Source organism: Paraburkholderia aromaticivorans (assembly GCF_012689525.1).
Lineage (GTDB): Bacteria > Pseudomonadota > Gammaproteobacteria > Burkholderiales > Burkholderiaceae > Paraburkholderia > Paraburkholderia aromaticivorans_A.
This window is the reverse complement of record NZ_CP051516.1, coordinates 598,520-624,192: the sequence shown is the minus strand read 5'-3', so window position 1 is coordinate 624,192 and position 25,673 is coordinate 598,520. Positions and strand designations below refer to the sequence as shown.

At 62.2% G+C, this 25,673-nt stretch carries 22 protein-coding genes; 9 read left to right on the top strand and 13 right to left on the bottom strand.

The annotated features are described in order from the left end of the window. Positions 1-217: 217 nt before the first annotated feature. The 6 genes from HF916_RS30855 to aspT (HF916_RS30830) all read right to left on the bottom strand — a co-directional run bounded on the left by HF916_RS30855 (position 218) and on the right by aspT (HF916_RS30830) (position 9,393). Positions 218-1,318 (bottom strand): acyltransferase family protein, encoded by a 1,101-nt coding sequence (locus HF916_RS30855; protein ID WP_240975758.1) that lies wholly within the window; start codon positions 1,316-1,318, stop codon positions 218-220. A gap of 28 nt (positions 1,319-1,346) precedes the next feature. Continuing rightward, the gene (locus tag HF916_RS30850; protein WP_168792674.1) at positions 1,347-1,592 is read right to left on the bottom strand and encodes a hypothetical protein; all 246 of its coding nucleotides are present in this window, start codon (positions 1,590-1,592) and stop codon (positions 1,347-1,349) included. A gap of 1,159 nt (positions 1,593-2,751) precedes the next feature. Beyond that, complete coding sequence (locus HF916_RS30845; protein WP_168795701.1) at positions 2,752-3,975, bottom strand: pyridoxal-phosphate-dependent aminotransferase family protein; 1,224 nt, start codon at positions 3,973-3,975, stop codon at positions 2,752-2,754. A 152-nt stretch (positions 3,976-4,127) separates the two neighbouring features. Further along, the gene (locus tag HF916_RS30840) at positions 4,128-5,792 is read right to left on the bottom strand and encodes a bifunctional aspartate transaminase/aspartate 4-decarboxylase (RefSeq protein ID WP_168792673.1); all 1,665 of its coding nucleotides are present in this window, start codon (positions 5,790-5,792) and stop codon (positions 4,128-4,130) included. A gap of 94 nt (positions 5,793-5,886) precedes the next feature. After that, positions 5,887-7,569 (bottom strand): aspartate-alanine antiporter, encoded by a 1,683-nt coding sequence (aspT, locus tag HF916_RS30835; RefSeq protein ID WP_168792672.1) that lies wholly within the window; start codon positions 7,567-7,569, stop codon positions 5,887-5,889. Between the two features lie 141 nt (positions 7,570-7,710). Then, positions 7,711-9,393: an aspartate-alanine antiporter gene (gene aspT / locus HF916_RS30830; protein ID WP_168792671.1), complete on the bottom strand. Its 1,683-nt coding sequence runs from the start codon at positions 9,391-9,393 to the stop codon at positions 7,711-7,713. Positions 9,394-9,915: 522 nt separating this feature from the next. Between aspT (HF916_RS30830) and HF916_RS30825 the strand changes: the two genes are divergently transcribed. Then, the gene (locus HF916_RS30825) at positions 9,916-10,914 is read left to right on the top strand and encodes a 2-hydroxyacid dehydrogenase (protein WP_168792670.1); all 999 of its coding nucleotides are present in this window, start codon (positions 9,916-9,918) and stop codon (positions 10,912-10,914) included. Here HF916_RS30825 and HF916_RS30820 read toward each other — a convergent pair. Next, positions 10,911-11,525: a plasmid fertility inhibition factor family protein gene (locus HF916_RS30820; protein ID WP_168792669.1), complete on the bottom strand. Its 615-nt coding sequence runs from the start codon at positions 11,523-11,525 to the stop codon at positions 10,911-10,913. The two genes, HF916_RS30825 and HF916_RS30820, sit on opposite strands and share 4 nt — an antisense overlap. A gap of 92 nt (positions 11,526-11,617) precedes the next feature. On the opposite strand from HF916_RS30820, the gene HF916_RS30815 reads away from it, so the two are divergent. From HF916_RS30815 to HF916_RS30805, 3 genes are all read left to right on the top strand, one after another. After that, a complete protein-coding gene (locus HF916_RS30815) occupies positions 11,618-12,442 on the top strand; it encodes a crotonase/enoyl-CoA hydratase family protein (protein WP_168792668.1) in 825 nt (274 codons plus the stop codon). A 190-nt stretch (positions 12,443-12,632) separates the two neighbouring features. Then, a complete protein-coding gene (locus tag HF916_RS30810; RefSeq protein ID WP_168792667.1) occupies positions 12,633-13,799 on the top strand; it encodes an MFS transporter in 1,167 nt (388 codons plus the stop codon). A gap of 82 nt (positions 13,800-13,881) precedes the next feature. Continuing rightward, on the top strand, positions 13,882-15,042 hold the full coding sequence (locus HF916_RS30805; protein ID WP_168792666.1) for an MFS transporter: 1,161 nt from the start codon (positions 13,882-13,884) through the stop codon (positions 15,040-15,042). A gap of 250 nt (positions 15,043-15,292) precedes the next feature. Here the strand turns inward: HF916_RS30805 and fahA are convergent, their stop codons facing one another. From fahA to HF916_RS30790, 3 genes are read right to left on the bottom strand one after another with little or no spacing between them, the layout of a single operon-like run. Next, positions 15,293-16,603 (bottom strand): fumarylacetoacetase, encoded by a 1,311-nt coding sequence (fahA, locus tag HF916_RS30800; protein ID WP_168792665.1) that lies wholly within the window; start codon positions 16,601-16,603, stop codon positions 15,293-15,295. Then, entirely contained in the window at positions 16,600-17,946 is a 1,347-nt protein-coding gene (gene hmgA, locus HF916_RS30795; protein ID WP_168792664.1) for a homogentisate 1,2-dioxygenase, read from the bottom strand. Before hmgA ends, fahA begins: the two co-directional genes overlap by 4 nt. A gap of 34 nt (positions 17,947-17,980) precedes the next feature. Continuing rightward, positions 17,981-19,345 (bottom strand): MFS transporter, encoded by a 1,365-nt coding sequence (locus HF916_RS30790; RefSeq protein ID WP_168792663.1) that lies wholly within the window; start codon positions 19,343-19,345, stop codon positions 17,981-17,983. A 354-nt stretch (positions 19,346-19,699) separates the two neighbouring features. Between HF916_RS30790 and HF916_RS30785 the strand changes: the two genes are divergently transcribed. After that, positions 19,700-20,533 (top strand): EAL domain-containing protein, encoded by an 834-nt coding sequence (locus tag HF916_RS30785; RefSeq protein ID WP_168792662.1) that lies wholly within the window; start codon positions 19,700-19,702, stop codon positions 20,531-20,533. A 38-nt stretch (positions 20,534-20,571) separates the two neighbouring features. Here HF916_RS30785 and HF916_RS30780 read toward each other — a convergent pair whose 3' ends face one another. Beyond that, complete coding sequence (locus HF916_RS30780; RefSeq protein WP_168792661.1) at positions 20,572-21,357, bottom strand: IclR family transcriptional regulator; 786 nt, start codon at positions 21,355-21,357, stop codon at positions 20,572-20,574. A 104-nt stretch (positions 21,358-21,461) separates the two neighbouring features. Here HF916_RS30780 and HF916_RS30775 point away from each other — a divergent pair, with 104 nt between their 5' ends. Next, the gene (locus HF916_RS30775; protein ID WP_168792660.1) at positions 21,462-22,652 is read left to right on the top strand and encodes an acyl-CoA dehydrogenase; all 1,191 of its coding nucleotides are present in this window, start codon (positions 21,462-21,464) and stop codon (positions 22,650-22,652) included. Between the two features lie 150 nt (positions 22,653-22,802). On the opposite strand, the gene HF916_RS30770 is transcribed toward HF916_RS30775, so the two are convergent. After that, positions 22,803-23,441: a peroxiredoxin gene (locus HF916_RS30770; protein ID WP_168792659.1), complete on the bottom strand. Its 639-nt coding sequence runs from the start codon at positions 23,439-23,441 to the stop codon at positions 22,803-22,805. A 342-nt stretch (positions 23,442-23,783) separates the two neighbouring features. Here HF916_RS30770 and HF916_RS30765 point away from each other — a divergent pair, with 342 nt between their 5' ends. The 3 genes from HF916_RS30765 to HF916_RS30755 all read left to right on the top strand — a co-directional run bounded on the left by HF916_RS30765 (position 23,784) and on the right by HF916_RS30755 (position 25,197). Continuing rightward, complete coding sequence (locus tag HF916_RS30765) at positions 23,784-24,086, top strand: DUF883 family protein (RefSeq protein ID WP_007179108.1); 303 nt, start codon at positions 23,784-23,786, stop codon at positions 24,084-24,086. Between the two features lie 132 nt (positions 24,087-24,218). Further along, a complete protein-coding gene (locus tag HF916_RS30760; protein WP_168792658.1) occupies positions 24,219-24,605 on the top strand; it encodes a phage holin family protein in 387 nt (128 codons plus the stop codon). Positions 24,606-24,717: 112 nt separating this feature from the next. Further along, the gene (locus HF916_RS30755) at positions 24,718-25,197 is read left to right on the top strand and encodes a DUF3318 domain-containing protein (protein WP_168792657.1); all 480 of its coding nucleotides are present in this window, start codon (positions 24,718-24,720) and stop codon (positions 25,195-25,197) included. Positions 25,198-25,236: 39 nt separating this feature from the next. Here the strand turns inward: HF916_RS30755 and HF916_RS30750 are convergent, their stop codons facing one another. Then, positions 25,237-25,665: a type IV pilin protein gene (locus HF916_RS30750; protein ID WP_168792656.1), complete on the bottom strand. Its 429-nt coding sequence runs from the start codon at positions 25,663-25,665 to the stop codon at positions 25,237-25,239. Positions 25,666-25,673 lie beyond the last annotated feature (8 nt).

The window sequence follows — 25,673 nt, the reverse complement described above, 5'->3', positions numbered from 1 at the left end:
GTAACGGAGTACCGCTTGATTCTATCTGCCAGGAAGGTCGAGGTACTGTGCGGCAACGAACGAATGACTGGCCGTCAGCACCAAGCCCGGCGCACGTTCGCCAGCACTCGCTTTAGTTGAGCCGCCGGTGTCGATAGAATCGTCGCAATTAAAATTCACACAATAAAAAAGCCGTACTGCGCGCGCAGCCCCAACAACGCGAGACAGCGTTGCGGGATCATCCAATGGAGCCCGCGGCGGTCTCGCTCGCAATGGGGCTTTTCACGGACGGTTGACGGCGTGGCTTGAGAGTAAGGAACGGCTTTTCAACAAAGTGCCAGGATAGGGCGGCCAGTGCGAGCGTCGGCACGACCGACAGACCAAAATTCAGGAATGGCTGGCCTTGCGTATGAAAGTAAAAGGACACCGTCTGTTGTATGGGAAAGCCGTATATGTAGACCCCGTACGAAAAATCGCCGAAACGTCCCGCCGATCTCAATAGTGCAGGCTTGCACAGGGAGGCCGACAAAATCGCATAAGGCAGGACGAGGTAGAGTCCTATTTCGTATTGTGGCCCTGCCGGTATGAGCGTAAGCAGAAACAACAGGAGCACAGCAGTTTGAGCATTGAAGACTGTTTGTGGTGCGGCGACTCGCCACATGGCGCCAAGGAGAAAGTACGGCGCCACTTCTAGATAATCCTTGATGGCCTGACCGTGTGCACCCAGATCCGGCTTAGCGAATAGCACGTACAAACTAAGCGCGCATAGCCCGAGCGTGCCCAGAATGGTACGGGTCTTCTCGCCTTTTCCCCGAAGCACGATTAGCGGCGTGACGAGATACATGCCGAACTCGACTGGCAATGTCCACAACGAGCCGTTGACGGCATCCGGATAGGTGTTGTGCTCGAACACTCCCGGCAATATTGTGTGTGGTCGGAGGACCATGTTCAGAAGGTAGCGAGCAAACAGAGGCGACGTGAAGTACTCGCCGAGCGGCAGACTCGTGACGAGCGGCCCGAGCAAAAAAGCGCTCAACAGCGTGCAGACCACAAGGCCCGGAAAGATCCGTAGGGATCTGCGCGACAGGTAGCGAGACACCGATGGATCGCGCCTCCAACTCTCGATCACCAGGTAGCCGCTAATGATAAAAAACACCTTGACCGCGATGGTCGACACGTAATTCCCAAATATCGCTGGGGGCGTTGCGCCGGTCAGCGCGAACGCGTGACCATACACAACTACGAGCGCCGCGAACAAACGGATTGCATCGAAATTGTCTTTCGAATGCGAAACGCGGCTTTGGCGAGGTAGCATGGTGTCGATCGGAAAAAGTTGCATTGGCGACCAGCCCTCACAATAAAGCGGTTCATGTCGGTTCCTGAAAGCGATTCTTCTTCGTACCGTCGTCCGCCGCTGACGCGCCGACGAAGAAGATCTTTCGGATACCTGTCGTCGACAGATTGCTTCGCTCGATATGCCCGCTCGCACGCGACAAACGTGGGAAACGCATTGTTCGGAAACGGTTGGCAGAAAAAACGCGAACAGTTGCAGCGTAATCTTCACGATCACGAGCAAAGGGGACGCTGCGGCTATGACGGCTGGAGTTCGTCATACCAGCGTCTTGTTACACCTTGCAGGCTGCATGCTTAGGCAGGAAAAGCAGCCCCTCTTGGTGAGACGTGCACACGCACAACATACAAGGGCGCACAGCAAGCAGACCGTTTGAGGCGCATGCGCCACTCCCGCAACTAGCATTTATCGAATGTGGACCGTCCGCGTGGAAGCGTCTGTGCGACAGCACACGCATATCGAAAATTTACTACCCTCCCCCGCGATGCCTGATGATTGCCCACATTCGCATGCGCTTTCGGATAGCTGGGATGAACCCCGCCCTTACTTCGGGGAATTCGGCACGTGGGCTTCGGGATTGAACGCCGTCGGTTAGTTTGCCACCTGGCTATGCAGGCTGCTGCCCCGCAAAGTCCTTACTAATTCATTGGAATCAGACGTGCAAAGGCAACGCACACCTTGCTTGCGCAAGCGTACGGACTCTATGTGACCCAGGCTGCGAAACTGTTTGTCGTGAAGCACACGACAGGACAAGTTTAAACATGTCGTTCTGCGAATGATCACCCGAATAAGCTAAAACACGCTCACGGAATCAATTCCGAAACTTCCCAAACAACGGCCAGAATGCAGGCTACAGCGCCAAAGAAACTTCCGAGAAAAACCGCTTGATTAGCGATTGAAGTACCCGACTATTTCCGAGCTGGAGGCCGTTGATGGAGTGCGAGATCTACCCAACGCGCGTGGGGCGCTGTGAAAACTGACGGCTCCATTTCTTGCGCCGACGGCACACCTTCGTGCGCGAGATCCGTCTGTCGACTGAGACGTTTTCAAAGTCACTGTGTGAGTCGCGGCATCGCCGAGGCGAAGGCGAAGCCGATGGCTCCCACCGCCCACAGAACAATCCAAAGGTTTGAAGCAGACCGTTCCGGCGAGCGCGCAGCGCGGGGCGGGAGGTATGAGTGCCTTGTCACAAGCGCCGAATGCGCGAAAACACAGATTCCAGATGCACCACTACCGCGACTGCGCGAGAGACCCGCTTATGAGCTAGCGGTGTGAAGCGGCTTTCTTTGCCTACTTTCTTTGCCGCGGCAAAGAAAGTAGGTGCCGCCCCGCACAGGGGCAACGCTAATAGACCACAAACAAAGCAAGGAGAGGCCAAACCCTTAGGATCACAGACAAAGCGCCGCGCAGGCAAACCCGCCCTACCGTGCCCCCGACAGCCCTCTCTCCAACGCCGCAACGCCCGCAGGCAAATCAACCTTAACTCCAAGATCCACCATAGTCCTCCCAAGCGCATGCACAGTGCGAAACAGATTATGTTCCCGACACTGCTCCCCCATCTGCCCGACACGAACAATTGGCAATCCAAAAGAACCTGAAATCTCGACCTGATGCATCCGCGAAATATGCGAACACACATCCGCGGGACCGAACCCATCGGGCACCTCGATCCCGACAACAGAATTCAACCGACAAGCCTCCGGCGTATACAACCGCAACCCCATCGCAGCGACCCCATCCTGCAACGCCAACGAACACTTCAGATGCCGGGCAAAGCGCTTCTCCAGCGTCTCTGCACAAACGAGCCGCAACGCTTCATGCAAAGCCAGAACCCCAGAAACAGGCGCCGTATAGTGATACCCCGCGTTGTGCCAAAAATTTTCCGCGAGCGAAGCATCCAGACACCAGTGCGCATTCGGTGCCGTACGCCCCTTCACCCGCTCCCAGGCCGCATCGGAAAACGCAATCAACGACACACCCGGAATCGACGACAACCCCTTCTGCCCTCCGGTAATCACCGCATCGATCCCCCAAGCATCCATCTCCAACGGCATCGTACTCAACGTACAAACCGCATCGACGATCACCAACGCGCCAGCGGCTTTCGCTAACCCGGCAATCTCCTTCAGGTGATAATTCCACACCGTATTCGACGTCTCGCCCTGCACCACCGTCACGATCTCGGGACGCTCGCGGCGAATCGCCTCAGCAATCTCTTCAAGACTCGCCACCGAACGATCAGCAACATCGAGCGTACTCACCCGCGCGCCGACACGCCGGCCCATCTCCGCCATCCGTTCACTGAAAAAACCGTTCTTGATGGAAAGCACACGCGTGCCTTCCCACGCGAGGTTCGAAATCGCCATCTCCATCGCGGCCGATCCCGGTCCGGCCACGCCCAGCACCCATTTCGAATTCGTCTGGAACACGTAGCGCGCCATCGACTTCACCTGCCCGATCACCTTCACCATCGTGCCGCCCAGGTGATTGATCACGATCGCGTTGGCCTTGGCCACCGCCGCGGGAATTGGCACGGGGCCGGCGCCCATCATCAGGAGCGGCTCTTCGGGAAGAATGGCGTCGAGCGATTCGACAACCGGACAGGGCACTGCGGAAGATGCGGATGTGAACGTTGAAGTCGGCATAATGATCGGTACGTGAATGTCAGGACGCAAAGGAGCAAACGGCCCCGCCAGCATGGACGCTGGCGAGGCCGCCTGTTCGATCATTCACCGATCCGCGCGATTGCGCAAGTTTTTTGACTATGCTCGACCGCACGACACGGTCGACCAAGCCGTCACTTCACCTTGGTCTTGTCGAGTTTCTTGCCGGTCGCGGCATTGAAACGCTCGACAAGCTCTTCGATCAGCTTACGCACGGCGCGACCGATCTGCCGGTAGTCGGACTCGTTGAGGTTTGCCAGCGACACACGCCCCGACGGATGCTGCGTGCCGAAACCAAGGCCCGGCAACAGCACGACCCGTGCTTCGCGCGCGAGACGGAACAGCAACTCGGAAGGTTCGGTGTTCTTCAACAACCACTCGACGAATTCACGCCCAAACATCCGCTCGCCGAGGAATTCGACGTCGAGAATCGTGTAGTAGTCGACCTGGTTCGGATCGTCGTCCTCGAACGTAATGCCGACTTCTTCGTAGAGCGCCTGCTTGCGCTTGCGGATCAGCCGCTTCAACGCATTCTTGTACGCATCCGGCGTGTCCATCAGCGAGAACAGCGAAAACAGCACCATCTGCACCTGCTGCGGCGTCGACAAACCCGCCGTGTGATTCAGCGCGACGGTGCGGCTGTCGGCCACCAGGCGGTCGATAAACTTGAGCTTGTCCGGCTCCGTCGTGATCGACTCGTAACGTTCGTGCAGCTGTTTCTTCGCGTCTTTCGGCAATTCGGCGATCAGCTTGTCGAGCACGTTGTCGCGATGCGTCGCGATCGTGCCCAGACGCCAGCCGGTCGCACCGAAGTACTTCGAGTACGAGTACACGAGAATGGTGTTCTTCGGGGCGAGCGCGAACAACGACACGAAGTTATCGGCAAAGGTGCCGTACACGTCGTCGGTCAGCAGGATCAGATCGGGCCGTTCCTTGACGATGTCGGCGATGTACTGAAGGCTTTCGTCGTTGATCTTCACCGAGGGTGGATTGCTCGGATTCACGAGGAAGAACGCCTTCACCTTCGGATCGCGCAGCTTGTCGAGTTCCTTCTTCGAATACTGCCAGCCGTTCTCGACACCGGCTTCGAGATTCACCACGTTCAGCTTGTAGTCGTTCAGGCGCGGAATCTCGATGTACGGCGTGAAGATCGGCAAGCCGAGCGCGATCGTGTCGCCGGGCTTGATCAGGTGGTTCTCGCGCATCGTGTTGAAGATGTACGTCATCGCCGCCGTGCCGCCTTCCACCGCGAACACGTCGAATTCGCCGACGAACGGATGGTCGCCGATCATCTCGCGCCGCAGATACTGCCCGACGATCAGCTCGGACAGTTTGAGCATGCGGTCCGGCACTGGGTAGTTCGACGCGAGAATGCCCTCGCACATTTCATACAGGAAGTCGCCCGCCGAGTATCCCAACTGGTCGCGCACGTACGACACCGCGCCGCGCAGGAAGTCGATGCCCGCCACGCCCTTGTTTTCGCGCAGGAACAGATCGAAGCGTTCTTCGAGGCCCTCGCGTCGCGGAAAGCCGCCCACGCCTTCCGGCATATAGGCGAACGAGCGCTCCGATTCGCGCATCGCAAAGAGGCCGAGTTGCCAGAACCCGTGGCGCGGAATCGTCGCGAGAAAATTCGGGTTGCCGCGGCCGGCGTTGAGCATCGATGCATTGGCGGGCCGTTCCACGGCGCCGCCGCCCGCGGCCTTGATCAGTTCGTCTTTCAGTTCGAACGGGCTGAGCGCGGCCATGCCCGCTTGTGCCATATCTGCGTGCTTCTTGTCGCCCTTCTCTTTTGCCATGATGCGTTCTCCAATTGAGCCAGGTGAAAGACGCCGGCGTGGCGAGTGACCGTCCGATGAGCGCCGGCGTAAGAGAGATCGATAAACGCCTGCGCTAGACGAGCCCGACCACGAGCGGGCCGAGCAGCGTCAGCGCGACGTTCGCGATGGCATACGTGATCGCGAACGGCACAGTCGGCACGGCGCTTTCCGCCTTGTCGAGCACGCCGCCGAATGCCGGATTCGCGCTGCGTGAGCCAGTCAGCGCGCCGGCCAGAATGGCCGCGTTGTTGTACTTCAGCACGTAGCGGCCGAACAGCATGGTGAGCAGCAGCGGAAATAACGTGACGAACACGCCGAGCAGGAAGATCGTCATGCCGCTTTGCTTGACGGTGACCACGGCCTGCAAGCCGGAGTTCAGGCCGACTACCGCGACGAAAGCCGCGAGGCCGAAGTCCTTCAGCAACTGCGAGGCCGCCGTCGGCATCACGCCGTACATCGGATGCTTGCCGCGCATCCAGCCGAACAGCAGGCCTGCCAGCAGACAGCCGCCGCCCGAACCGAGCGTGAGCGGAATGCCGCCCACGTCGACGACGATCAGCCCGATCAGCAACCCCAGCACGATGCCGACGCCCATGTAGATGAAGTCGGTCTTGATGCTGTACGGCAGTTCGTAGCCGGCTGCGTCGACGGCGCGCTTGGTGTCTTTCGGCGAGCCGTAGAAGGTGATCACGTCACCGTGTTCCAGTTTGGTTTCCGGCAGGATCGGCAGCGGCTGGCCGGCGCGCGCGATATGCTGGATGTACACGCCGTGGCGCATATCGCGATCCACCATTTCCCGCGCGGCGGCGATCGTGGTGTGGTTCATGCCCTTGCGCGTGAACACGCCTTCGCGCGTTTGCATGACGACGCCGACGTCCTCGACAGTGGCAACCTCGCCGCCGCTCGCGCCGAATGCGACCACGGCCTCGCGTCGGCCGACCACCAGCACCACGTCATCGGGTTTCAACACGAGGTCGGGCGTCGGGTCGAGTTGCTGGCCATCACGCTTGATCCGCTCGATCGTCAAAAAGTCCTGATGTTGCGTCTCGACGGCCTTTACCGTTTTGCCGGCACTGACATCGATCTTGTAAGCGCGGCCGACCATCTCGGGCAACGCGGAAAGCTGTCCCGGCGCGACGGATGGCGCACCTGACGTCAAATCGCGCTCCGCCTGGATCGAGGCGTCGCGCAAACTCTGTCCCATGAACTTGGGCAGGATATTCACGCACACGATGATCGCGCCCAGCGAGCCGAACACGTAGGTCACCGCGTAGGCGATCGCCACGTCCGATTGCAGCGACTTGACCTGATCGGCTGGCAAGCCGAGACGTGCGATCGCGTCGCCCGCCGTGCCGATAATCGCCGACTGCGTCAACGCGCCGCCCGCGAGCCCGGCGGCGAGACCCTTGTTCAGGTGGAACAGCTTCGCGCACACCACCACGGTGATCAGCGCGGTGACCGCCAGGAAGACGGCCATCGCAATCTCACGCAGCGTCTTGCGGTTCAGCGAATTGAAGAAGCCCGGACCGGAGTCGTAGCCGACCGCGTAAATGAAGACGGCGAACATGACCGACTTCACGCCGTTGTCGATCGTCACGCCCGCCTGACTGATCACGACCGCGGCTAGCAGCGACCCGCCCACGCCGCCCAACTGGAACTTGCCGAAGTTGATCTGCCCGACGAAGTAGCCGACTGCGAGCGACAGAAACAGCGCAATCTCGGGTGATTTCTGAAAGATATGATGTAGCCAGTCCATCGTGCCCTCGCTGGATAGTTTGCGATACTGAGTACTGAGTGCTGCCTGTGCATGCGAAGCGCAATCGTGTCGCGCGCCACATGCCGCCTGCCGCATCGGCCGAACGTGGCATGGCGCGCCACGTCCGGCACATCTGCCCGCCTAGTGGAATTTCCCGGCGAGGCCGACTACTACCGGCCCCATCAGCGGCAACAGAATGTTCGAGAGTGCATACGTGATCGTGTAGCCGATCACAGGGGTAGAGTTTCCCGTGACGCCCACGAGCGCGCTGATCGCGGGCGTGCTGCATTGCTGGCCGGCAATCGCGCCGAGCAGCATGGGCGCCTCGAGCTTGAGGAACATGCGGCCGATCCATAACGACAGCAGTCCCGGCACGAGCACCATCAGAATCCCGGCCACCGGCAACGCGAGACCGTATTCACGCACCAGCTTGATGGCGTCCGGTCCCGCCGACAGACCCACTGCCGCAATGAAAGTGGCGAGACCAAAGTCCTTGAGGATTTGCGCGGCCGCAGAAGGCAGCGAACCGATTAGCGGATGCCGCGAACGGATCCAGCCGAACAGCAGCCCGGACAGCAAACAACCGCCGCCCGTACCGAGTGCAACCGACACGCCGCCCACCCGTCCGCCGAGATGGCCGATCGCCATGCCGACCAGCACGCCCAGTCCGAGATAGACGAAGTCGGTCTTCTGCGTCGCGACGAGCACGTAGCCCAGACGCTTCGCGCCGCGCTCGACATCGGCCTTGGCGCCCACCAGCGTCAGTACGTCGCCGCGATTCAGTTCGGTGCCGGGCAGCGCCGGCACCGTGGTTTCGAGCCGCGTGACCGCTGAGATGTAGACGCCACGTCCGTTTTCCGGCGTCGCCTGTTCGCGCACCTGCGCGATTGTCCGGCCATGCAGGTCGCGGCGCGTCAGCACCACGTCGACGTTTTCGGCGATCACGAGGCCGAAGTCCGCGCCGCTCACTTCGTCGCCGAGAGCGGCCTCGGCCGCCACCATCGCTTCACGCCGTCCCATCACGAGAATGACGTCGTTGGGCGTAAGCGTCAGTTGCGGCTCGGCCGGCACGTTCGCGCCGTTGCGCCGCACGCGCTCGATCGTCAGGTTGAAGCCATACTGCTGTTCGAACGCCCGGATCGTCGCGCCAGCCGCCGAGCCGACGAGAAACGCTCGGCCCACCAGCGCCGGCGCGGCCGCGCGCTGACCCTCGCCGAACGCGCCGTCGCCGCCGAGCTTGCGCCACACGCGCTCGGCTTCATCGCGCAGGTTGACGCGCAACAGCAGCGGCGCGAACTGGCTGGTAAAAAGCACGATGGTGATCAGGCCGAACAGGTAACTCACGCTGTACGCGGTCACGATGTTGGCCTGCAGGCGGACCGCTTCCGCGTCGCCGAAGCCGAGCTTGGCGATCGCCTCGGACGCCGTGCCGATCACCGCCGACTCCGTCGCCGCGCCGGCCAGCAGACCGGCCGCGGTGCCGGCATCGAGCCGCATGACGGCCACCGCGATCATGATCAGCAGCAGCACCGAGACGATCTCGACCACCGACAGCAACCCGTAGCGCCAGCCGCGGCCGATGTTGGCGAAGAACTGCGGGCCGCCGGTAAAGCCCAGCGCGAAGATGAACAGCGCGAACGCGATGTTCTTCAGATCCGGGGCGATGCGCGCGCCTGTCTGGCCCAACAACAACGCGACGATCAACGTGCCGCACACGCCGCCGAGCTGAATCGGACCGATGCGGAACGAACCAATGAAATATCCAATTGCAAGGCTTGCGAACAGCGCGATCTCCGGTTGAGACCTCAGCAATTCACCGATCATGTTGGCTCGCCGATTGACGGGTTTATTAGCAGGAGACTGAACAACCATTCGAAAACTCGAATAGATTAATTCGTCGCAGTATGACGCACGCTTTACTCAACCAGCATCGCGATTGAGTGAAAACTTAATTTATGGCAATGGGATGACGCAAATCGCGCCCGAGCTGATTTGCCGCACTGCAGCGGCACGTATTGAAATAGTCTTCCGATAGCTCGACAGTCACTCTTTCCTCGCGAAGTTGCCTTACGCCTTGAAAAAGACATCGTCTGCTGATGGCCAATTTATTACAGCAAGAGTGAACATGCTTTTTTGTGATTGCTTTTTTAATAAATATTGTAATTCTGTGTGGCTGTCAATATTATTTTTAACTCACGTTCGCTTGACTTCGCAAAAAAGTGATTTTTAGCAAAGGCGAATGGATGGCAATGCAGTGCGTCCGCGAGGCTAACTTATACTGAACTGCTCGCCCGCCGCGCCATGAGTCCGCTCTTTAGCGCCGGCACGCATTCTTCGGAGCCCGACATGCGCATGATCCTGTTCAGCAGCCGCCAGTACGACAGCGACACGTTCACCGAAGCCAATGCCACGCATCGCTATGAAGTGCACTGTCAGGAGTCGCACCTCGACAGCGAGACGGCCATTCTCGCGCAGGGCTACGACGTGGTGTGCCCGTTCGTCAACGACAACGTCGACGCGGCGGTACTGGAGCGCCTTCATGCCGGCGGCACGCGCATGATCGCGCTGCGCTCGGCGGGCTTCAATCACGTCGATCTGGCCACGGCCGAGCGTCTCGGCATCACGGTCGCGCGGGTGCCGGCCTATTCGCCGCACGCGGTGGCCGAACATGCGGTCGGCTTGATTCTGGCGCTGAACCGGCGCCTGCCGCGCGCCGCCGCACGTACGCGCGAAGGCGACTTTTCGCTGCACGGGCTGCTCGGTTTCGATCTGCACGGCAAGACCGTGGGCGTGATCGGCACCGGCATGATCGGCCGCGTATTTGGCCGCATCATGGCGGGCTTCGGCATGCAGGTGCTCGCGTACGATCCCGGCAAGCCCGCCGACGATCTGCTCGCGCTCGGCGCGCGCTACGTGCCGCTCGACACGCTGCTCGCCGAATCCGACGTGGTCAGCCTGCATTGTCCGCTGGTGCCGGACACGTACCATTTGATCGACGGCCCCGCGCTCGCCAAGATGAAGCGCGGCGCGATGTTGATCAATACGGGCCGTGGCGGCCTCGTCGAAAGCAATGCGCTGATCGGCGCCCTGAAGGATGGCCAGCTCGGCCACCTCGGGCTCGACGTGTATGAGGAAGAAGGTGGCCTGTTCTTCGAGGATCACTCGAACCTGCCCTTGCAGGACGATGTGCTCGCGCGTCTGTTGATGTTCCCGAACGTGATCGTCACCGCGCATCAAGCGTTCTTCACGCGCGAGGCGATGAACGAGATCGCCCAGACCACGCTCGACAACGTCGCGGCGTGGCAAGCCGGCACGCCGCGCAACGTGGTGCGCCCGCCCGCTTAGACGCCGCCGGTGTTCAGCGGCGTCGCGCGGACCACCGTGCGCGCGTCGTCCGCGGCGCCGCAGAGATCGCGCAGCAAGGTCGCCTCACGCTCGTGCACTTCCACCGGAAACCAGCGCGCGCCCGCATCGGCCAGATAGCGCGCACGATGCTGGCCGTTGCGAAACGCCACCACGCCTTCGCGCTCCAGTCCGAACCAACCGAGCAGACCCGGCGCGCGACGCGTCGAAATGGTCACGTACGGCATCTGCGGAATACGCGGGTTCTCTGGATCGAGAAACTCGCGAATGCCGCGTACCTTGCCCGAATGCCATTCGGCGACCGGTTTCAGCACGTAATCGGTATTGTCGCGATCGGCGCAAGCGAGCAGCTTGCGCACGTCGACGAGTACGACCTGATGCCGCGTGCCGTCCGTGACGAAGACGCGTTTCAGGCGCACATGGTCGTACCATGGATGCTCTTGCAGAGGCACGGTCCAGACCGTCTCGGCACAAGCCGGCGCGGCGGCTGACGATGAATTGGACAAGGGCAAAGGCAGGCTCGATAAGCTGGCGAAAAGACGCCAGCGTGTTAGGAGAGCGCTTACGCTACGAGCCGATTGTGTAAGAAGCATGACAGACCACGGTATTAATTACTCTGCATGAGCACACTGCTCACAAACCCGCAACGAGCGGGCAGACGCTGATGACTTCTACGGTGACGACGATGATAACCACGCAAAATTTCAATGACCACGTGCGCATCGAAGCTAATCAGGATATCGGCGTGGCCACGATCGTCCTTGAGCGTCCCGCGCGTCGAAATGCCGTGGATCGTCCTGTCGCTGAGGCGCTCAGCGCCGCGTTCGCCCGCTTCGAGGCGGAGCCGGCCTGGCGCGCGGCGGTGCTGTTCGGTGCGGGCGGCACTTTCTGCGCCGGCGCGGACCTGACCGCCCTCGCCGACGACACCCGTCGCAACGAACTGCACGCGGACGGCAGCGGCCCCGGCCCGATGGGACCGACGCGCATGAGCTTCAGCAAGCCCGTCGTCGCCGCGATTGCCGGCTATGCGGTGGCGGGCGGGCTGGAGCTGGCGGCGCTGTGCGATCTCAGAGTCGTCGAGGACGACGCGGTGCTCGGCGTGTTCTGCCGACGCGTCGGAATTCCGCTGATCGACGGCGGCACGATCCGCTTGCCACGCTTGATCGGCCTGTCACGTGCGCTGGACCTGATCCTGACCGGCCGTGCGGTGAGTGCGCAGGAAGCGCTCAGCTTCGGTCTCGCCAATCGCGTCGTACCCAAGGGCACGGCACGCGCGGCGGCCGAGCAGCTGGCCGCCGAACTGGCCGCATTTCCGCAGGCTGCGCTGCTCGCCGACCGCCGCTCGGTGCTGGAAAACAGCATGCTCGACGATGTCGCCGAAGCGCTGCGCCGCGAAGGCGCCGGCGGCTATCAAGCGGTCTTCGACGAAGGCGTGGCCGGCGCCGCGCATTTCGCCGGCGGCGCCGGCCGCCACGGCAACACGCTCGGCCCCGACGCCAGCAAGCGCTAGACACGCGACGAAGCCCGCCCCGCCGTGGCTTTCAGCAAAAAACAACACCTGCGCCGACGATCAGCAAGCCCGTTTTGACTTAGGTAGAATCCCCTACTGTTTTACCCCTGTACGGCGCACGCGTTTTCGCCCCGAAAACGCGCGCCGGCCGCGCGGCGCTTCCCGTCGCGCCGATTCACGCCCCTTCGCCATGCCTTTACCCCTGCTTGCCCTTGCCGTTGCCGCGTTTGGAATCGGTACCACCGAATTCGTGATCATGGGGCTGCTGCCCGATGTCGCGCGCGATCTGTCCGTGTCGATCCCGGCGGCCGGCATGCTGGTGTCGGCCTACGCGCTCGGCGTCACCATCGGCGCGCCAATCGTTGCGATCGCGGTCGCCAACATGCCGCGCAAGAAGGCGCTGATGAGCCTGATCGGCGTGTTCATCGTCGGCAATCTGCTGTGCGCGGTTGCGCCGGGCTACGCGGTGCTGATGGCCGCTCGCATCGTGACGGCGTTCTGTCACGGCGCGTTCTTCGGCATCGGCTCGGTGGTCGCTGCGGGCCTCGTCGCCCCGAACCGCCGCGCGCAAGCCATCGCGTTGATGTTCACGGGCCTCACGCTCGCCAACGTGCTGGGCGTGCCGCTCGGCACCGCGCTCGGCCAGGCGGTGGGCTGGCGCGCCACCTTCTGGGCGGTGACGGGCATCGGCGTCGTCGCGGCGGCCGCGCTCGCTGTGTGCCTGCCGGCGAAGATCGAAATGCAGAAGGCCAGCCTCGTCCGCGAATTCAGCGTGTTGAAGAACCCGCAAGTGCTGATGGTGCTCGGCATCAGCGTGCTCGCGTCGGCGAGCCTATTTTCCACCTTCACGTACATCACGCCGATTCTCGAAGACGTGACCGGCTTTACGCCGCACGCGGTCACGCTTGTATTGCTGCTGTTCGGCCTCGGCCTGACGGTGGGCAGCACGCTCGGCGGCAAGCTCGCCGACTGGCGGCTGATGCCTTCGCTGGTGGCGTTTCTGCTGGCTATCGTTGTGATCCTGACCATCTTCGCCGGCACCATGCATTCGGAGATCCCGGCGATGATCACGATTTTCGTGTGGGGCATTCTGGCCTTCGCGATCGTGCCGCCGCTGCAAATGCTGATCGTCGACCGCGCGAGCCATGCGCCGAATCTGGCCTCGACCTTGAACCAGGGCGCCTTCAACCTCGGCAATGCGACGGGCGCCTGGCTCGGCGGCATGGCGATCGGCGCGGGCGCGCCGCTTACGACGCTGCCGTGGGTCGGCGTGGCGACTTCGATCGGTGCGCTGGTGCTGACGCTGTGGTCGGTGTCGATCGACCGGCGCGCGCAACGCTTGGCGATGGCGGCCTAACCGCCTGTTTGTACGCTCTGTACGCTCGTCGCGAACCGCACGCAGGTGCGGATGACTCACGGCCGTAGTAGCATCTCGGCCGATGAAAGTCATCTTCACTCGCGATTTCCTCGCTTTGATCCTCAGCGTCGCCGTCGTCGGACTCGGCAGCGGCGCGACGCTTCCCCTCACCGCCCTCGCGCTCACGCAAGCCGGCTATGGCACCGACGTGGTCGGCCTGCTGACCGCCGCGCAAGCGGGCGGCGGGCTCGTCATCGTGCCGCTCGCGGGATGGATCGCGGCGCGTTTCGGCGGCCGCCAGGTGATCGTGGGCGCCGTGCTGGTGGTGGCGTTCGCCACCGCGCTGATGCAACTCACCTCGAACCTCTGGCTTTGGGCCGTGTTGCGTGTGTTGTGCGGCGCGGCGCTGATGCTCCTCTTCACGATCGGCGAAGCCTGGGTCAACCAGTTGGCCGACGACGCCACGCGCGGCCGCGTCATCGCTATCTACGCGACCAACTTCACGCTGTTCCAGATGGCTGGTCCCGTGCTGGTGAGTCAGATCGCCGGCTTCACGCAGTGGCGCTTCCTGATTTGCGGCGTGATCTTCCTGCTGGCGCTGCCGATGCTCGCCACGATCCGAAAGACGCCGCAAGCGTCGGAGGATGAGCACGCGGCGCACGGCAGTTGGCGTCATGTTTTGCCGCAGATGCCGGCGCTCGTGATCGGCACCGGCTTCTTTGCATTGTTCGACACGATCGCGCTCTCGCTGCTGCCGCTCTTCGCGATGTCGCACGGCATCACGAGCGAAGTGGCCGTGCTGTTCGCGTCGGCGCTGCTGCTCGGCGATACGACGATGCAATTCCCGATCGGCTGGCTTGCCGACCGGCTCGGCCGCGAACGCGTGCATATCGGTTGCGGTGTGATCGTCGTGGCGCTGCTGCCCTTGCTGCCGTGGGCGATGACTACACCGTGGCTGTGCTGGCCGTTGCTATACGTGCTCGGCGCGGCAGCAGGCGCGATTTATACGCTGTCGCTGGTTGCCTGCGGCGAACGCTTTCGCGGTGTCGCGCTGGTGTCGGCCAGTTCTCTGGTGGGCGCGGCGTGGAGCGCGGCGAGTTTCGGCGGCCCGCTGGTGGCTGGCGCGCTGATGAAGGGTGTCGGTAACGACGCGATGGTCGCTGTGCTGCTTGCTGCGGCGTTGGCGTTTCTTGTGTCGGTCTGGTGGGAAAGACGACGTGCGCCGGTGCGGGTCGCGGGTTGATCGGCAGGTTCAGGAGCGGCTCTGCGGCGCCGCAAATGATGCCATGGCCGACTTGCTGCTCGCCGCGGCTTTGGCGTTTCTTGTGGCGGCGTAGAGAGAGAGACGGCGTGCGTCGGTGCGAATTGCGGATCGATCAGCATGCTCCGGCGAAGCAAGATGCTACGTGGATAGCAAAACGGGGAAGCCATTTATCGTGGCTTCCCCGTTTTTCGTCATGCCCGTAGCGGGCGCCTCGCCCGCTATGACAGCCTTACTTCAGCGCCGGCAAAATTTCCCCGACGCACGTGCCAAAACCCACACGATAACCCTCACCCTGGCACCAGCCGGCCAGCGTCAGCTCGTCGCCATCTTCGATGAAACTGCGCGTGCCGCCTTCCTGCAACTCCAGCGGCTTCTTGCCGTTCCACGTCAACTCCAACAGGCTGCCGAACGAATCTTCGGTCGGTCCACTGATCGTGCCCGAGCCCATCAGGTCGCCCACGCGCGTATTGCAGCCCGATACCGTGTGATGCGTGAGCTGCTGCGCCATCGTCCAGTACATGTGCTTGAAGTTGGTCCGCGAAATCGTGCTCGGCTGCTTCGCCTGCTGCGGGCGCAGCGTCACTTCCAGCGTGATATCGAATGCGTGCTCGCCGTCGTGGCGCAGGTACGCGAGCGGCTGCGGTTCCTGCACGGGCTGCGCGACGCGGAACGGTTCGAGCGCGTCGAGCGTCACGATCCACGGCGAGATCGTGGTCGCGAAGGTCTTTGCGTTGAACGGTCCGAGCGGCACGTATTCCCATTTCTGAATATCGCGCGCGCTCCAGTCGTTCAGCAGCACCATGCCGAAGATATGCGCTTCGGCATCCGTGCTTGCAACCGGCTCGCCCAAGGCATTGCCCGCGCCGATCACGAAGCCGGTTTCCAGTTCGATATCCAGCTTGCGGCACGCGCCGAACACGGGACGCTCCTGATCCGGCAGCTTCAACTGCCCGTTAGGACGACGCACCGGCGTGCCACTCACCACCACCGACGACGCGCGTCCGTTGTAACCGATCGGCATCTCCGACCAGTTCGGCAGCAGCGCATTCTTCGGATCGCGGAACATGGAGCCGACGTTCGTCGCGTGCTCCTTCGACGAATAGAAATCGGTGTAGCCCGGAATCTGCACCGGCAGATGCAATTGCGCGTCGGCCTGGCGGATCAGCGCGCGGCTGCGCAGTTCGGCGTCGTCGCGCAGCGTCGCGTTATCGCGCGACAGCAGCTTGCTCAACTGAATGCGCACGCTACGCCATACGTCACGGCCGAGTGCGATGAAATCGTTCAGCGCGTCGCGCACAAACACGCTGTCGCCCGCGCCCGATGAAGGCACGCTCAGCAGACCCGCGCTTTCAAGGGCGGCCAGGTCGACGATGCTGTCGCCGATCGCGACGCCCACGCGGCGTGTCGCATTCAAGGTGTCGCTAAAAACGCCGAACGGCAGATTCTGAATCGAAAAATCGTTGGCCGAATGGTTGGCCGACTCGACCCAACTCTTGCGCGACGGATCGAGCGTCGCCTGAAGATCGCTCAATGCGTTCATCGTTGCTCCGGGTTGAAGTGTTTCTTGAGACCTTGCCAGCACTCGTAGTAATGCGCTTGCAATTGCGCCGTTTCGAGCGCAAAGCGCGTCGGTTTGATCAGCGTGCGTGTCTCGATCATGAAGGCCATCGTGTCACCGACTTTCTTCGGCGTCGACGTATCGCCATGCGAGGCTTTCTCGAACGTTTCCGCGTCCGGGCCGTGACCCGACATGCAGTTATGCAGGCTCGCGCCGCCCGGCACGAAACCTTCGGCCTTGGCGTCGTACACGCCGTGCACGAGGCCCATGAACTCGCTCGCGACGTTGCGATGGAACCAGGGCGGGCGGAAGGTATCTTCGGCGGCGAGCCAGCGCGGAGGGAAAATCACGAAGTCGATCGTATCGACGCCCGGCGTGTCGCTTTGCGATTGCAGCACGAGGAAGATCGACGGATCCGGATGATCGAAGCTGATCGAGCCGATCGTGTTGAAGCGGCGCAGATCGTACTTGTACGGCGCGTAATTGCCGTGCCATGCCACCACGTCGAGTGGCGAGTGGCCGATGTCCGCGCGCCACAGGTTGCCGTTCATCTTGACGACGAGTTCGAAGTCGCCTTCACGGTCTTCGTAGGCCGCGTGCGGCGTGAGGAAGTCACGCGGATTGGCGAGCCCGTTCGAGCCGATCGGACCGAGATCCGGCAACCGCAGCAACGCCCCGAAATTCTCACAGATGTAGCCGCGCGCCGTGCCGTCCGGCAAGCTCACCGCGAAGCGCACGCCGCGCGGAATCACCGCGATCTCGAACGGCTCGACGTCGAGCTTGCCGAACTCGGTGGCGATGTGCAGGCGTCCTTCCTGCGGCACGATCAGCAGTTCACCGTCGGCGGTATAGAAGAAGCGGTCCTGCATCGAGCGGTTCGCCGCGTACAGGTGAATCGCGCAGCCGTTCATCGACTCGGCCGCGCCGTTGCCCGCCATCGTCACCCAGCCGTCGATGAAGTCGGTCGGCTCGGCCGGCATCGGCAACGCGTCCCAACGCAACTGGTTGGGCGGCGTCGGCGGCACCTCGGCGAAGTTGGCGACGAGCCGCTCTGAAGGCAGTTGCGTGAACGGCAGGTGCACCGCCGCCGGACGAATCCGGTACAACCACGAGCGGCGATTATGGCCTCGAGGCGCAGTGAACGCCGTGCCCGACAGTTGTTCAGCGTATAGACCATAAGCCGCGCGCTGCGGCGAATTGCGGCCTTCCGGCAACGCGCCCGGCAAGGCCTCGGTGGCGAATTCGTTCGCGAAGCCCGACTGATAGCCCGGCTCGATTTCGAGCCGCGAGTTGGCGGTGTGCGGCGTACGGGTTTGGGTATCCATGCTAGGTTCTCCGTTGATACTCGATCTCGTCATCTCATGCGGTCCGCGGCTCGGACGGCTGGCCGCGTTGGCGCGTCGCGGCCGCCAGCGCGATCACCAGCAGCGCGGAGCACAGCACCGGCAGAGCCGCCGCATGAAACAGCGACGCATTCGACCAGTTCAGCGCGATCAGTTGACCGCCGATCAGCGGCCCGATCACCGAGCCGATCCGGCCGATGCCGAGGCTCCAGCCGATCCCGGTCGAGCGCAGCGGGGTCGGATAAAAATGGCCGGCCAGCGCGTTGACCGCCGGTTGTCCGCCGACCACGCAGAAGCCGCCCGCGAACACCACGAGCAGCAGCCACGGCAACGCATGCGCCACCGTGCCGATCGTGCCGACCGCCAGCGCCGCGCCCGCGAAACACACGAACAGCACGCGCACAAAACCAAAACGTTCGATGAACCAGCCGAGCAGCAAGGTGCCGACCACGCCACCCGTTTGCAACACCGTGCCGACGATCACCGCCGTGCCCGGCGAATAGCCGGCGTCGCGCATCACGGTGGGCAGCCAGTTCGACAGGAAGTACAGATCGATCAGGTTCATGAAGCTGATCGCCCACAAAATCAAGGTTACCGGACCGCGGCCGGCGCGGAACAGTTCGGCGACCGGCGCGCCGCCGTTGCCCTTCTCACGCACGACGAGGCGCGTGTTCGCGTCGATCGGCAGCGCCGGGTTGAACTTCGCGAGCCAGCGCAGCGCGCGCTCGCTGCGGCCCTTGAGAACGAGGAATTGCAGCGACTCCGGCAACGCGGCAAGCATCGCCAGCGCGAGCAGCAGCGGCACCGTGCCGCCCACCCAAAAGACCGCGCGCCAGCCGTATGCCGGAATCAGCGCGGCGCTGATGAAGCCGCCGAGCGCCGCGCCCAGCGTGAAGCCGCACGACACCAGCATCATGCGCTTGACGCGATGCGCGGGGGTCGAGAATTCACCGACCAGCGCCATCGCGTTCGGCATGATGCAGCCGAGCCCTAGACCGGTGATGAAGCGCAGCGCGATCAACGCGGGGATCGTGGTGACAAAAGGCGTGGCCAGCATCGACAGCGCGAAGAAGAAGGTCGACCCGATCAGCACCGGACGGCGGCCGATGCGGTCCGCCAGCACCGACAACCCGAGCGCGCCGAGCAGCATGCCGAACAGGCTGGCGCTGAACACCGGACCGAGCGCCGCCTTCGACACGTGCCATTCTCCGATCACGCTCGGCGCGACGTAGCCCATCGCCTGCGCGTCGAAGCCGTCGATCACGAGGCACAGCCCGCATAGCGCGAGCAGCAGCAACTGGAATGCCGGGTGATGCGTTTCGCCGAGCACGTGCTCGACTTCGATCACATTGGCGGCGGCCGCGGCCGGTTTCGCGCTCATTGGGTCGTCTCCTGATGCTGACTGGATGGATTGTTCGTTGGTTGCGGTGGGGCTGAACACTGCCGGAAAGCGCCTGTGATCGGCGCCTCGACTGCGCGCACGGCACAAGCCAGCGCGTGATCGCAGCCGCATCGCAAGTTACGTATAGTAAAACGAATTACGTATAGTGAAATTAACGTAAACCCTGAAAAGTCGCCTGAAAACCTCGGACGGCCCGTCGGCACAAGCGTTCGGCGGATAACGTTATGAGCAATTTGTTCATGTGAGCACGGCGCAGACTGCTACCATCAATGGATGCGGCAAAGCGTCGAGTTGCCGCGCCGAGCGCCTCTCTATCGCCATTCACACGTCTACATGATTCCGCCGACCATCCCCAACCTCATTGCCCGCTCCGCCGATCATCCGTTTCTCGGCGAGCATCTGGTGATGGGGCAAGGCTTGCATCACGACGTCGCGCTGGCGCAATTCGACGGCTTCGAACTCGCCAGTGCCTACGAGCCGATCTTCGATATCAGCGTGCATGCGTTGGCGCAGTCGCTTTCGTCGGGGGTCGAGGGAGTGGACCGTTTCGGCGATGAACTCGGCTTCCAGGCCGTCACGCACCGGCTCGACGCGGCGCCGTTCGACGTGTTCGATCCGTTCGACCGTATCGCCGACGATCAGGAGTTGGTCGCGCTCGACCGCATGTCACGTGCGCTGCACGCCATCAATTTCTTTGGCGCGCAACGGCATGGAATGCTGTTTCTGCGCGTGCACGAGCGGCTGCTCAAGAGCGTGAAGTACGACCACGGGCGGCATTTTTCGAGCGTGCTGGTGTCGTTCGGATTGAACCCGTCGCGGGTGGTCATCGAGTTGCCGGCTGCGGCGGTTGCGCACAAGACCTTTCTCGGCTATTTGACCAAGAGCTACCAGCACTATGGCTTCAAGGTGGCGGGCAATCTGTCCAACGCGGGGCAGATTCTGTCGGTGTCGGAGACCGCGCGGCTCGACTTTCTCAAGATGGATGCAGGGACCGCTTTGCGCGATGCCACGGTTAAACCGCTAGTGGGTTATGCAGGCCGGTTGCGGATTCCGCTGATCTTCAACCGTGTCGTGGATGAAACGCAATTCGAGGCGTTGCAGCAGTACGACGTGCGTTTCGTGCAAGGGCCGTTGTTCAATGCGCATTATCACGACCGGGCCGTTTGAGTCATTGGATTGACGCGTCGGCACACGCGCCGCCCGCTTCAACCGGTATCGCCCAAACGCCGCGCGAGCGCCTTCAGCCGTGGCGCGACGTTGTCACGAAACACATCCTCTCCCATCGAAGACGCCGGCCCGCTGCAACTCAGCACCAGCCAGCGCCCTTCGCGCGGCTCGCGAAACGGCACGGCAACCGCGTTGACATCGTCATGCCACGCGCGGAACGAATAGCAGCAGCGCTGCGCGGCGAAGGCGGCGATTTCTTTCTCGGCGTCGGCGACCAGTTCGGCGCCTTCCTTGCCCGCCGCCTTTTTTAGTTCGACCAATAACGCAGCGCGCACGTCGAACGGTTGCACGGCCAGATAGGCGCGGCCCATCGAACTCGTCAGCATCGACAGTTTCGAACCGGATGCCAGCCCAAGCGTCAACGCCGTTTCGCTGCGGATTGTCTCCAGATAAATCATGTCAAGCCCGTCGCGGCAACCGAGCGAGACCGCCGCGCCCACCTCGCGTGCGAACACGCGCATGTGCGGGCGCGCGAGTTCGAGCGTGTCCGTACCCGAGAGCAGCGCGAAACCGAGCGACAACACACCGGCGTCGAGCGCGTATTTCCCCAGCGTTTCGTCGAGCCGCAGATAGCCGAGCACAGTCAGCGTGTAGGCCAGACGGTTGACGGTCGCCTTCGGTAAACCCGTGCGCTCGACGAAATCGCGGTTGCCGAGCATCGTTTCGCCCGGCTTGAACGCACGCAGCAAATCCAGCCCGCGTGCCAGGGCGACGACAAATTTGCGCTCGTCGAGCGGTTCAGAGGGAGTAGATGTTGGCGTCATGGGGTGATACACTCGGACGTGGTTTGCAAAACATTGTTTCGCATAGCGGAACACAAGTCAAGCGCAAACACGTTTCCGTCAAGCAAGGAATCAGGAGATAAGCCATGGCCGAGGCCGCGCAGTTTCACTGGGAAGACCCGTTGCTGCTGGATCAGCAGCTCACCGAAGACGAACGCATGGTGCGCGACGCCGCCGCGGCCTACGCGCAGGACAAGCTGCAGCCGCGTGTGCTCGAAGCGTTCCGTCATGAGAAGACCGACATCGAGATCTTTCGCGAGATGGGCGAACTCGGCCTGCTCGGCCCGACCATTCCTGAGCAGTATGGCGGCCCCGGTCTGAACTACGTGGCGTATGGGTTGATCGCACGTGAAGTGGAACGCGTGGATTCCGGCTACCGGTCGATGATGTCGGTGCAGTCGTCGCTGGTCATGGTGCCGATCTACGAGTTCGGCTCGGAAGCGCAGAAGCAGAAATACCTGCCGAAGCTCGTCACCGGCGAATGGATCGGCTGCTTCGGCCTGACCGAACCGAATCACGGCTCCGATCCGGGCAGCATGGTCACGCGGGCCAAGAAGGTCGACGGCGGTTATTCGCTGTCGGGCTCGAAGATGTGGATCACTAATTCGCCGATCGCCGACGTGTTCGTCGTGTGGGCGAAGCTCGAAGAAAACGGCAAGGACGCGATCCGCGGCTTCATTCTCGAGAAGGGCTGGAAGGGGCTGTCGGCGCCGACCATCCATAGCAAAGTAGGCCTGCGCGCGTCGATCACCGGCGAGATCGTGCTCGACGAAGTGTTCGTGCCGGAAGAGAATCGTTTCCCCGAAGTCAGCGGCTTGCGCGGTCCGTTCACGTGCCTGAACTCGGCGCGCTACGGCATTGCCTGGGGCGCGCTCGGTGCGGCTGAATCATGCTGGCATACCGCGCGTCAGTATGTGCTGGATCGCAAGCAGTTCGGCCGGCCGCTCGCCGCGAACCAGTTGATCCAGAAGAAGCTCGCCGACATGCAAACCGAGATCACGCTCGGTCTGCAAGGCGTGCTGCGCCTCGGCCGCATGAAGGACGAAGGCACCGCGGCCGTCGAGATCACCTCGATCATGAAGCGCAATTCATGCGGCAAGGCGTTGGACATTGCGCGGCTCGCACGCGACATGCTCGGCGGCAACGGCATCTCGGACGAGTTCGGCATCGCGCGGCATCTGGTGAATCTGGAAGTGGTGAACACCTACGAAGGTACGCACGACATTCACGCGCTGATTCTTGGGCGCGCGCAAACCGGTATTCAGGCTTTTTTCTGAAGGTTTTCTGAAGCGCGGATCGCGCGGATTGCTCCGATTGCGGCAGGTTTGCGCAGCACGATAAAAAAGCCAGGTCACTCGTGAACTGGCTTTTTTTCGTTCGACACAGCGCGCCGCGGCTAACGGCCCGCTTCGTGGCGCATCAGCCGCTTACTTGTTCGGCTGCGGCGTCATGCGCAGATACGGACGCAGCGCCTTGTAGCCCTTCGGGAACTTCTGCTTGATGATTTCCTCGTCCTTCAGCGACGGGACGATCACCACGTCATCGCCCTGCTTCCAGTTGCCCGGCGTAGCGACCGAGTGGCTGTCGGTGAGTTGCAGCGAATCGATCACGCGCAGCACTTCGTCGAAGTTGCGGCCGGTGCTGGCCGGATAGGTGATGATCAGGCGCACCTTCTTCTTCGGGTCGATCACGAACAGCGAGCGCACCGTGAGCGTCTCGTTCGCGTTCGGGTGGATCATGTCGTACAGTTCGGCAACCTTGCGATCGCTGTCCGCGAGAATCGGGAAGCCGACATTGGCGGCTTGAGTCTCGTTAATGTCTTTGATCCACTCTTTGTGCGACTCGGCGCTGTCGACCGACAACGCGATGGTCTTCACATTGCGCTTCTCGAATTCGTCGGCCAGCTTGGCGGTCAAGCCGAGTTCGGTCGTGCAGACCGGCGTGAAGTCGGCGGGATGCGAGAACAAGACGCCCCAACTATCGCCCAGCCATTCGTGGAATTTGATCGGGCCGACACTCGACTGCTGTTCGAAATCCGGCGCGATATCGCCAAGACGTAGACTCATTGTGCATCTCCTATGGGTTTGGACATTGCCGCACAAGCATTCACACGCGGCGCCCCGCAACGATAAAGCATACGGGAGTGACGGTGTATGACGAACCAACATTGCGTCACTACTTTATGCGTTTTTGTAATTTTCACCGATTTAGTGGAAACTTTGCGGGACAGATCAACTCCATCTTAAGCAAACTTTGTGTGCACGTTGTGCGGCGGTGGCGTTGTTTGTGGCTATGCTTCAACCGGGAACGGTTCGTGCGGAGTTGTGAACCAACCGAGCCCTGCGCTCGCCAGCGGCCGTTTCTTTGGTTACGATTCACGCGTGGCGTGAGACGAAGGGGAGTTGTCAATGTCGGAAATCAACAAGGAGAGATTGATGTCGGATATCAAAACCGTCCTCGCGGACGCTGAAGATCTGCTGAAACAGGCCGCGAGCGCCACCGGCGAGCGTGCTTCGGAACTGCGTGAAACGGCGCTGACGCGCCTGAAGCAAGCCAAGGAAAAGGCGGCCGACGTTCAGGTCGTGGTGGTCGAAAAAGGCAAGAAGGCGGCCCGCGCCACCGACGACTACGTGCACGAGCATCCGTGGGCATCCATCGGCATCGCCGCTGGCGCCGGTGTGCTGCTTGGGCTGTTGATCAACCGCAAGTAACACTGGCGATGCCGCCGGGCGTGTCTCGTCCGGCGCACCATCGAATCGAGTTGACCGGCGCACGCCTGGCCGGTCCGCTTCTTCTGGCGCGCGCGCGCGCCGGTTAGGCCTTCACGCGCAACGCCCACAGCCATGACGATCGAAACACAATCGCAGCGCGGAGAACATAGTCCGTTGCGCCGCATAATCGGTTCCGTGTTTGCCATTCTGCAAACGCGGCTGGAACTGGTCGGCATCGAACTCGCCGAAGAAAAGGACCGTTTGCTCGCCGTGCTGTTCCTCGGCCTTGCCGCCATGATGCTCGCCACCATGGCTCTGATCGCGTTGACGGCGCTGATCGCCATCGCTTTTTGGGACACCTACCGCTGGCAGGCGCTTGCCGGCATCACGGCGGTCTACGCGATTGCGGGATTAGTCTGTGCACTAAAAGCGCGCAGCGGTTTGCGTAACGCGCCAATGGTGTTCGAAGCGACTCTCGCCGAGTTCGAGAAAGACCGCGACGTGTTTCGCAAACCGTGACCCGGAAGACGCAACGGCGTGCTCTACGCGTCTTGGTCCTGCGTCTTGCTTAGAAACTCGCGCGATTTGCAGCGCCGTTCCACTGCTCCACCTTCACTGCCGCCGACACGCCATGAGCCAGATCCATTCCGATACCGCGTTCCGTAACAAGCGCCACCAGGCCAAAGATCTGAGCGCGCCGCATTTGCGCGCACTGCGCAAAGAACTGCTGCTGGTGCGCGCGGATGTCGAGCGAATGGAACTCGCTCAGGCGACCATGGAGTTGCGACAGGCGGTCACGCACTTCAGTTGGCTCAAATTCATCCTGCCGGGCTTCGGCGGCATGCGCATCGGCAAGGGCTCGAAGGCGAGTTTTATCAACGCGGCCAGCATCGGCGCCCTCCTCAAACAATATCCGCTCATTAGCTCGATCGCCTCGATCGTGCTTGCCAAGCCGCTGCGCGCAACGGTCGTAGCCGGCGCCAAACCCGTGCTCAAGTGGGGCAGCCTTGGGCTTGCCGGGTGGGAAGCCTATCGGATCTGGCAGCAGATGAAGCGCGATTCGGCGGCGTCGTCGGGCAGCAAGGTTGAGTCGACGGATAGTGGTTACTGACGCGCGACGATTCGTGTCGGTTCGGTTCCGTTCCGTTCACTAGCTCGTATTCCAGCAGTCGCCGCTAGCGGCTGTCGAACCTGCTGCCGCGTTTTTGTTGCCGCGTAATCCTGTCGCATCAAGCGTAAAAATGCCGCATGTGTCGTCGCGCATCGGGCCGGATTCGTTCGGCGTTGCCTCGATCGCATAGCCACCGTTTGCATCGTCCGCGGGCATTACATGCAGGCGGTAGACAGCCGTGCCGAATTGCGGCGCCTGATCGAGGCCCGCGGGCAATGTCGACGCGCTGTCGTTTGTCGCTCCCTCGATGAATTGAGCCGCGCGATAGAGCGCGGATGCCGCGTCGATTCGATGAGTTCGCGCAACATGGCTGCGATACGAAGGCACGGCAAAGACGGCCAGCGTGGCGGCAATTGCTAGCGTAATCATCAACTCGAGCAGCGTGAATCCGGATGCATGCGGCTTCATGTCGCCTC

Bases quoted from the DNA above. Each gene is read 5' to 3' on its own strand.
- fahA (WP_168792665.1), bottom strand. From the start codon at position 16,603: ATGAACGCATTGAGCGATCTTCAGGCGACGCTCGATCCGTCGCGCAAG.
- HF916_RS30775 (WP_168792660.1), top strand. From the start codon at position 21,462: ATGGCCGAGGCCGCGCAGTTTCACTGGGAAGACCCGTTGCTGCTGGAT.
- HF916_RS30750 (WP_168792656.1), bottom strand. From the start codon at position 25,665: ATGAAGCCGCATGCATCCGGATTCACGCTGCTCGAGTTGATGATTACG.
- aspT (WP_168792671.1), bottom strand. From the start codon at position 9,393: ATGATCGGTGAATTGCTGAGGTCTCAACCGGAGATCGCGCTGTTCGCA.
- hmgA (WP_168792664.1), bottom strand. From the start codon at position 17,946: ATGGATACCCAAACCCGTACGCCGCACACCGCCAACTCGCGGCTCGAA.
- HF916_RS30825 (WP_168792670.1), top strand. From the start codon at position 9,916: ATGCGCATGATCCTGTTCAGCAGCCGCCAGTACGACAGCGACACGTTC.
- HF916_RS30765 (WP_007179108.1), top strand. From the start codon at position 23,784: ATGTCGGAAATCAACAAGGAGAGATTGATGTCGGATATCAAAACCGTC.
- HF916_RS30815 (WP_168792668.1), top strand. From the start codon at position 11,618: ATGATAACCACGCAAAATTTCAATGACCACGTGCGCATCGAAGCTAAT.
- HF916_RS30760 (WP_168792658.1), top strand. From the start codon at position 24,219: ATGACGATCGAAACACAATCGCAGCGCGGAGAACATAGTCCGTTGCGC.
- HF916_RS30790 (WP_168792663.1), bottom strand. From the start codon at position 19,345: ATGAGCGCGAAACCGGCCGCGGCCGCCGCCAATGTGATCGAAGTCGAG.
- HF916_RS30780 (WP_168792661.1), bottom strand. From the start codon at position 21,357: ATGACGCCAACATCTACTCCCTCTGAACCGCTCGACGAGCGCAAATTT.
- HF916_RS30850 (WP_168792674.1), bottom strand. From the start codon at position 1,592: ATGACGAACTCCAGCCGTCATAGCCGCAGCGTCCCCTTTGCTCGTGAT.
- aspT (WP_168792672.1), bottom strand. From the start codon at position 7,569: ATGGACTGGCTACATCATATCTTTCAGAAATCACCCGAGATTGCGCTG.
- HF916_RS30840 (WP_168792673.1), bottom strand. From the start codon at position 5,792: ATGGCAAAAGAGAAGGGCGACAAGAAGCACGCAGATATGGCACAAGCG.
- HF916_RS30845 (WP_168795701.1), bottom strand. From the start codon at position 3,975: ATGCCGACTTCAACGTTCACATCCGCATCTTCCGCAGTGCCCTGTCCG.
- HF916_RS30785 (WP_168792662.1), top strand. From the start codon at position 19,700: ATGATTCCGCCGACCATCCCCAACCTCATTGCCCGCTCCGCCGATCAT.
- HF916_RS30805 (WP_168792666.1), top strand. From the start codon at position 13,882: ATGAAAGTCATCTTCACTCGCGATTTCCTCGCTTTGATCCTCAGCGTC.
- HF916_RS30755 (WP_168792657.1), top strand. From the start codon at position 24,718: ATGAGCCAGATCCATTCCGATACCGCGTTCCGTAACAAGCGCCACCAG.
- HF916_RS30855 (WP_240975758.1), bottom strand. From the start codon at position 1,318: ATGCAACTTTTTCCGATCGACACCATGCTACCTCGCCAAAGCCGCGTT.
- HF916_RS30820 (WP_168792669.1), bottom strand. From the start codon at position 11,525: ATGCTTCTTACACAATCGGCTCGTAGCGTAAGCGCTCTCCTAACACGC.
- HF916_RS30810 (WP_168792667.1), top strand. From the start codon at position 12,633: ATGCCTTTACCCCTGCTTGCCCTTGCCGTTGCCGCGTTTGGAATCGGT.
- HF916_RS30770 (WP_168792659.1), bottom strand. From the start codon at position 23,441: ATGAGTCTACGTCTTGGCGATATCGCGCCGGATTTCGAACAGCAGTCG.